Consider the following 7,109-nt stretch of genomic DNA (forward strand, 5'->3'; position numbering starts at 1 on the left):
AAGTCGCGTTTGTTTATGCCTTAATAAAGTAAGAAGTCAGATAAATCAACGTTTTTAAGTTAGTTGTCTACTTTTAAAATGATACTGAAAAGCGGATAATCGAACTTTAAACGCTGTTTTAAGGAGAGTTTAAAAAATAAGCGGCTAAAAATAGCGAGAAAGAATAGGCAGATCTCATTTTTCTTTTGATCTTTTTTTATTAATAAATGCTCATCTTTTAGCAAAGTGACTGTTTTTATTCTGATTTTGAAATGGTTGTTTAAAAGACACCAATAGTAAAGTTGTTATCAGAAATGTAAGCGCTACTATTTAGAGAGGAGAGAATTGGAGGAGATGGATCGAGAAATTCATGAAAGTGTGATAGAGGTGGCGAGATTAGTGCAAGACTTGCGTCGGAAAAAAAGATGGTCCCAAGAAGTTTTGGCTAAAGAGATGGGTGCTAGTCGTCAATTGGTTAATCGGCTTGAGACAGGAGCCAATGCTAAGGTAGATTTAGTGACGGCTGCACGGGCAGTAGAAGCCTGTGGCGAGAGATTAAGAGTGGTAAGTACTTCGACGATAGCTAGTGCTGGACGACTGTCAACAGAACCTCGGTTAGAAGAAGAGGTTGTTATTAATTTTTCCCAGGGGGAGCTAAGAAAGGCGACCGAAAACTTGGAGTTAATCGCTCGTTGGATTTACCCATCTCATCAGATAGTTGCTAAGAGCACTCGGGAGATTGGTAAGGCGATAAATTTTTATATGAAAGGGCAATGCAGTTTCGCAATTGCTCACATCAATCAAGTTATTATGGGAATTGGCATGTGTGGATTTCCAGATCTAGCAAAGGATGTTTCAGATAAATTTATACGAAATCTAAAGAAGTGTGAGTTAGCTATTCAAGAGGAGAGCGACCGGGTGGAAGGCGTTATGTATGAACAGGAGGAATTAATGTGAAAAGGCGAGAAAAAGTCCAATTCATTTTAACGAATGGAGATGGGAAAAGAACTCGCATCAAAGTTCCTGTTTACATTGATTATTTCGATAAGGATATTTTGCGAAAACAGATTGAAGAGGTGATTGCTCTGGGGGTGTTAATTGATCCGAAGAATGTAGATCAATTAATTGTTGGCTGTGAAACAGCTCAAAGGATAGAAGTTAGGTCTTCTTTGCTATTTGATGTTAACCCTTTAGCGATGTTTCAAGAATAATAAAAAGCGAGTGGTGTCACGAGCCGTGTGACATATTTGTTGAGAGTTAATACTTTGGGCGAGGGTGCCGTTAATGAGAAAAAGCGGTGTAAATAAAAAAGTGAGTAGTGTCACAAGTGGTGTGACATGTTTGGTAGAGAAAAGTGTGTCTGAGTGTGTGTGAAAGCTTTAATAGTAAGGGAAGGATGCAGAAGCTGAGTGAAAAACGTATGGGTGAAATATCGAGTAGTGTCACAATTAGTGTGACATGTTTGGTAGAGAAAAGTGGTTCAGAGTGTGTGGAAATGTCTAATTAGTGAGGCAAGGAAGCGTAATCTGAATAAAAAACGTTTGAGTAAAATATCGAGTAGTGTCACAAGCCGCGTGACATATTTGGTAGAGAAAAGTGTGTCTGAGTGTGTGAAAGCTTTAATAGTAAGGTAAGGATGCAGAAGCTGAGTCAAAAACGTATGGGTGAAATATTGAGTAGTGTCACAAGTGGTGTGACATGTTTAACAGAGAGAAACATGTCCGAGCGTGTGAAACTGTCTAAGTAGTAAAGTAAGGGTGCAGAAGCTGAGTGAAAAACGTATGGGTGAAATATCGAGTAGTGTCACAAGTGGTGTGACATGTTTGGCAGAGAAAAGTAGTCCAGAGAGTGTGGAAATGTCTAATTAGTGAGACAAGGAAGCATAATCTGAGTCAAAAACGTGTGAGTAAAATATCGAGTAGTGTCACAAGTGGCGTGACATGTTTAACAGAGAGAAACATGTCCGAGCGTGTGAAACTGTCTAAGTAGTGAAGTAAGGGTGCAGAATCTGAATAAAAAACGTATGGGTGAAATATCGAGTAGTGTCACAAGTAGTGTGACGTGTTTAGTAGAAGTACTGATGGCATAAAACGAGGAGGTGAAACGATGAAAAAAACGAATATGTTAAAATACACGTTTACGAATCCTGAAGGAGAGACGTTTAAGTTTAAGGCTGAGAATTTTCTTGATATTACAGATCTAGAAATGATTGAAAAGTCGATGGAGGATCAATTCAGTTGTGGGTTATTTATTGGCGAAAAGAACCCACAACCGGGAGATAGGTATCGAGTCGAGGTTTGTCATGTTTAAAACTATCTGAGGCGATTATAGTCGTTAGTAAGTAATCAGAACATATAAAAAATATCATTCCACCTAAAATTAGCGCAAGCTTAATGATAGGTGAGATGATATTTTTTTGTGTGGTGATCATGCTCATTTATTAAAACGGTAGCCGCTTCCCCAGATTGTTTCAATAGGTAGATTGGCGGAGTGCTTATCTCTCAGTTTTTCTCTGATTCGTTTGATATGAACCACAACAGTCGAGACGTCTGTGTCTAAGACATCCATTCCCCACACTTGCTCAAAAAGCTGTTCCTTACTCCAGACACGATTAGGGTGCTCGGCCAGAAATAATAAGAGGCCAAATTCTTTTGAGGTCAGGATAATGTCTCGTTCTAAGTAAAACACTTTATGTGCGGCTTTATCAATGGTTAAATTTTCGGCTTCAATGAGATGGGGTGTTTCTTGCTTATCTAGTGTTAAAGCTTGGTAACGTTTAATGTGGGCTTGAACACGGGCGACTAATTCGCTAGGACTGAATGGTTTAATCATATAATCATCTGCACCTAATCCTAGCCCTCTGATTTTATCGATGTCTTCTTTTTTTGCTGAGACGATCATAATAGGTGTTTGTTTTTGCCGTCTGATTTGTTTGCAGATTTCAAAGCCGTCCATACTGGGAACCATGATATCAATGATAATCAAATCAAAAGGGTGCTCTAGGGCGGTTTTTAGACCTTCTTTACCATCATGCTCGATGACGGCTTGCATCTGATTGATCTCTAAGTAATCTTTTTGTAAGTTGGCAATGCTGGGATCGTCTTCAATAATTAATATTTTATTTGTCATGATGGGTCTCCTTGGTTAAGGGAAGTGTGATTAAAACTTGGGTACTTTCCCCGAGTAGGCTTCTGATATCGATGGTTCCGCTCTGATGCTCAATGATTTGCTTGACGATGCTTAGTCCGAGGCCACTGCCTTTAACGGTTGGTGTTCGTGACTTATCAACACGGTAAAAGCGTCTAAAAATATGAGCTAGCTCGTCTTCTTCGATGCCCATACCATTATCTGTCAATGAAAGAAACAGATGCGTTTCATTATGAGTGATAGTGACATCAAGTGTCAGCTGATTTTTAGCGGTGTCGCGAAATTTTATACTGTTTTGGATGAGATTTGTCATCACTTTATTCATTTGAATGGGATCTATTGAGACCGAAAGCTTTTCTGTTGGAAAGTGTGTTCGAACTTGGATGTTCTCTTCCCAGTGATAATCCTCTAGAACATGTTGTAGATAAGGAATAAAGTCAGTCTGTTCTTGGTTAAATCTAACGGCGTCTAAGTCTAATTTTGAATAGAGAAACAGCTCTTCGATCATGTCATTAAGCGTTGTTCCTTGTTTATGAATGATTTCTAGATAATGTTGCTGTTTTTCTTTGGTAGTGGCAACTCCGTCCTGTAAGCCTTCAACATGACCGATAATCGATGTAATCGGGGTTTTTAGATCATGAGAAATATTGGCGATCAGTTCTTTCCGATTTTCCTCATAGTGGGAGCGTTCGGCTTCTGCTTTTTGCCAATCACGCCACATTTGTTCAAAGCTTAGCTGCAATTGTTTGACTTCTTTTGAGATGTTAACGGTTGTTTCTGGTTGTTTATGGTCGATAAAGGTCGTAAAGTTAGTGATAGATTTGGTGGCCGATTCAAGCTCTTCGAGTGGTTTAATCGTCGTGTTAGCTAACTGGCGATTGATTAACCAAGCGAAAAAAATGGCGATAGCAATGATAATCAGACTAATCCACACGCCCCATTTAGTGAAAAATTCAAAGAGATTGCTTTCTCTTTTTAAGATAATGAAGCTGCCATTAGTGCCATCTAGATACTGAAAATCAAGTTTGATATAGTGGTACAGACGCCCCGCGTTATCAATTGTACCGGCAGGATTGAAATTGTTTATTTCATAATCAGGAGAATGGGCTTTTAACGATTTTTCGACCAAGTCTTCTGAAAAATAAGGGAATTGACTGCCTTTTCTAAGGACTACCTCTAGACCTTTCCCTTCTATTGAATGGATAGTTTCAACTAGCTCATCGTTGAATGGAATATTGAGTAGGTCTGGCGATTTTTTTACGAGTCGATCTAGTGCGACAAAGCTGTCTTCTTCTTCTGATGTTAAGGCTCGTTGTTTGGTAATCATTTTATAGACGTCTGTGACACTCGGGATTTTATTGAGCGTCAGATAAAAAACTAAGGATAAAATCAATAATAGCGAACTGATTGAAATAATAAATGCGCTAAGATAAGAGAGTAAGAATCGTTTTTTGATGGTCATATCTGTCTCCTTTTTATTTGTTAATTATAACACGGTCACTGAATGAGGTTTATTAGTTTGTTTTATTATTCATTTTTGTTTAGATTAGTTTATAGTTTGTTCATTTTTTGGCCAGTATGAGGCTATAAAGTTTCGCTAAACTAAGGGTACTAAAGTAACTAAAGGAGAGCTTAATGATGAAAAAACAACTTATTTTAATTGGAATAACATTGATTGCAGCGATAACTCTGGCAGCATGTTCGGGGAGTGGGGCTAAGGAAACGGGGGCATCTAGCTCAACACAGGTCAGCACAGAATTAGCTGAAAAGGCGAAAGTGGAAACGAAAGGCGATAAGCTGACACAGCAATTGACTGCGACAAATTGGCAAGGAACACGGGTTTACGATAAGGATAATAATGATTTAACGGCAGAAAATCAAGGATTTATTGGTTTAGCAAAATACGATCAAGAGACTGGCTATTATGAGTTTTTTGATAAGGAAACAGGAGAGAGTCGTGGCGATGAGGGGACTTTTTTTATTACGGCGGATGGTAATAAACGGGTGCTTATTTCTAAGACGATGAACTATCAGGCTGTGGTTGATTTAACGGAGCTAACGGCAGATGTATTTACTTACAAGCGTTTAGGAAAGGATAAAAATGGTCAGGATGTTGAGGTATTTGTCGAGCATATCCCTTATACTGAAAAGGAATTAACTTTTACAACTGGTCGTGAACCGTTAACGGCTGATTCAGGAGAGATTGAGACGGCGACGCCAGGTACGACGATTTTAGGTCAAACACTCTGGATGGGAACAAAGGTACTTGATGAAGAGGGGAACGACGTGACAGAGGCGAATCAAGGATTTATCAGCTTGGCTAAATTTGATGAGCCGAGTAGTAAGTATGAATTTTTTGATTTAAAAACTGGGGAAAGTCGTGGTGATTTTGGGTATTTTGCGGTGCTTGATCATAACAAATTACGAGCTCATGTCTCGATTGGGGAAAATAAGTATGGCGCTGTTTTAGAGCTAACAGAATTATCGGCTGAAAAATTCACTTATAAACGTCAAGGTAAGAGTCCAGAAGGTGAAGAGATCACGATAGTCGTTGAACATGAGCCATATAAAGGGGAATTTAAGCCTGCTCTTACTTTTTAGTGGCACGGATTGACGTTTAGTTAGGCAAGGAGGGATATTAATGAAGCAAGTAAAAAGTCTCCTTTTATTGGTGGGACTTCTAGGATTAGCGGGGTGTACGCCTGATAAAAGGGTGGCGAAGGAAGAGGAACAGCCTGTTCAGCCAGAAGTGACGCAGGTCAGCGTGACAAATAGTGCGCCAGAAGAAAAGGACGAAGAAATGGGAGCGGCCAACCAAGTGGTTTTTGATCAGCATGAGTATCAATATGATGTTGTGACGGGAGCGACTCAAACGACGTTTGGAACAACGCCACCGGCTCTTTATAGTAAGCAAGAAAAAATGGCTAAGATGTTTTGGTCCAATCAACCGCCCCTTGGGTTACTTCAAGGCGATTATTATAAAAATGAAGGAACGTTTACTGGTGGGAATTACGGGATTGTTGAAGTGGTAACTGCTGAAGGCGAAGGCAAAATTTTGGATGTAGAATTTACCGAATTTGCTAGTACTCCTTATTACGATCAGCGATATTCAGGGGTGAATAAACGACTATCAGACTATGCCTTTTTTCAAGCAGACAATACACGGACAGACGAAACGTTGGTGACGGTCGTGAATGGCATTACCTATCTCGAGAAGCAGATGCGTGATGAGAACCGCGTAACTGGGGATTTTTATACGGTAAAAGGGTCTTCAACCTCAGCAAGAGAGGGCTTTATGCCACTTGCGGCAGCGTTGGATGACTCGATTCGTAAACCGACAGATGCGAAGTATCAAGGGTATGCGGAGAAACTTGAAAGTGGATTAATTGGCCGATTGGAAGTGGTCACAACGGCTGGCAAACTATCTGAGGTTCGGTATGATGAGTATTTTGCGGATACTGAGGAGCAGATGAGTGATCCGGAATTAAAGCCGTATTATCGACAGTCAAAGTATTATTCACTGGCGTACAATGAAAAGACCGACAATGATTTTGTGAGTTTTTCTGATCGATTAGTAGCTGAGATCAAGGAGTCACAGTCGTTGGTTATTACGGATGATAGCTTGGTGAAGCACCCGTCTTATGCGGTGTATCAAAGGTTGGCGGAGCATATCAAGGTGGAGTAGTAAATGGGACGGAGCTGTGACAAAAGTCGTTTTGCTCCGAGCACTACGTAAACTTCGATACCTTAACTCTCTTCGATGTCCCTCATTTCTAAGGGCTAAAGCCCAAAGAATTATGGCTTGCAAGTTCACTTGCTTAGTGTTTAGGATAACGAAACAACGTGTAGTGTCCCTTATTTCTAAGTGCTAAAGCACTAAGAATAATGGCAACTCTTAATGCTTTAGCATTTAGAAGTTGTTGAGATTGAAGAGCCTTAACTCTTGCAACTTTAGTTGCTTAGAAGTTTAGGACAACGAAGCG

General features: G+C 39.9%; 7 protein-coding genes. 5 read left to right on the forward strand and 2 right to left on the reverse strand.

The window, feature by feature from the left end; all coding sequences use genetic code 11:
- Positions 1–333: 333 nt before the first annotated feature.
- The 3 genes from AC5KOD_RS20295 to AC5KOD_RS20305 all read left to right on the forward strand — a co-directional run bounded on the left by AC5KOD_RS20295 (position 334) and on the right by AC5KOD_RS20305 (position 2,289).
- Positions 334–936 carry a helix-turn-helix domain-containing protein gene (locus tag AC5KOD_RS20295; protein WP_496916408.1) on the forward strand — a complete coding sequence of 201 codons (603 nt, stop codon included), beginning with the start codon at positions 334–336 and terminating at the stop codon, positions 934–936.
- Positions 933–1,190: a hypothetical protein gene (locus AC5KOD_RS20300; protein WP_496916409.1), complete on the forward strand. Its 258-nt coding sequence runs from the start codon at positions 933–935 to the stop codon at positions 1,188–1,190. The genes AC5KOD_RS20295 and AC5KOD_RS20300 overlap by 4 nt, the downstream gene beginning before the upstream one ends.
- Before the next feature lie 895 nt (positions 1,191–2,085).
- On the forward strand, positions 2,086–2,289 hold the full coding sequence (locus AC5KOD_RS20305) for a hypothetical protein (RefSeq protein ID WP_496916410.1): 204 nt from the start codon (positions 2,086–2,088) through the stop codon (positions 2,287–2,289).
- A gap of 123 nt (positions 2,290–2,412) precedes the next feature.
- Here the strand turns inward: AC5KOD_RS20305 and AC5KOD_RS20310 are convergent, their stop codons facing one another.
- Together AC5KOD_RS20310 and AC5KOD_RS20315 are read right to left on the reverse strand one after the other, a co-directional pair.
- Positions 2,413–3,108: a response regulator transcription factor gene (locus AC5KOD_RS20310; protein WP_496916411.1), complete on the reverse strand. Its 696-nt coding sequence runs from the start codon at positions 3,106–3,108 to the stop codon at positions 2,413–2,415.
- On the reverse strand, positions 3,098–4,453 hold the full coding sequence (locus AC5KOD_RS20315; RefSeq protein WP_496916418.1) for a sensor histidine kinase: 1,356 nt from the start codon (positions 4,451–4,453) through the stop codon (positions 3,098–3,100). The genes AC5KOD_RS20310 and AC5KOD_RS20315 overlap by 11 nt, the downstream gene beginning before the upstream one ends.
- Positions 4,454–4,764: 311 nt before the next feature.
- Between AC5KOD_RS20315 and AC5KOD_RS20320 the strand changes: the two genes are divergently transcribed.
- Both AC5KOD_RS20320 and AC5KOD_RS20325 read left to right on the forward strand, forming a co-directional pair.
- Positions 4,765–5,727 carry a DUF4822 domain-containing protein gene (locus tag AC5KOD_RS20320; protein WP_496916412.1) on the forward strand — a complete coding sequence of 321 codons (963 nt, stop codon included), beginning with the start codon at positions 4,765–4,767 and terminating at the stop codon, positions 5,725–5,727.
- A gap of 40 nt (positions 5,728–5,767) precedes the next feature.
- A complete protein-coding gene (locus tag AC5KOD_RS20325) occupies positions 5,768–6,811 on the forward strand; it encodes a hypothetical protein (RefSeq protein ID WP_496916413.1) in 1,044 nt (347 codons plus the stop codon).
- Positions 6,812–7,109: the final 298 nt, after the last annotated feature.

The organism is Vagococcus sp. WN80Y, from assembly GCF_059621045.1.

Bases quoted from the DNA above. Each gene is read 5' to 3' on its own strand.
- AC5KOD_RS20325 (WP_496916413.1), top strand. From the start codon at position 5,768: ATGAAGCAAGTAAAAAGTCTCCTTTTATTGGTGGGACTTCTAGGATTA.
- AC5KOD_RS20320 (WP_496916412.1), top strand. From the start codon at position 4,765: ATGAAAAAACAACTTATTTTAATTGGAATAACATTGATTGCAGCGATA.
- AC5KOD_RS20305 (WP_496916410.1), top strand. From the start codon at position 2,086: ATGAAAAAAACGAATATGTTAAAATACACGTTTACGAATCCTGAAGGA.
- AC5KOD_RS20295 (WP_496916408.1), top strand. From the start codon at position 334: ATGGATCGAGAAATTCATGAAAGTGTGATAGAGGTGGCGAGATTAGTG.
- AC5KOD_RS20310 (WP_496916411.1), bottom strand. From the start codon at position 3,108: ATGACAAATAAAATATTAATTATTGAAGACGATCCCAGCATTGCCAAC.
- AC5KOD_RS20315 (WP_496916418.1), bottom strand. From the start codon at position 4,453: ATGATTACCAAACAACGAGCCTTAACATCAGAAGAAGAAGACAGCTTT.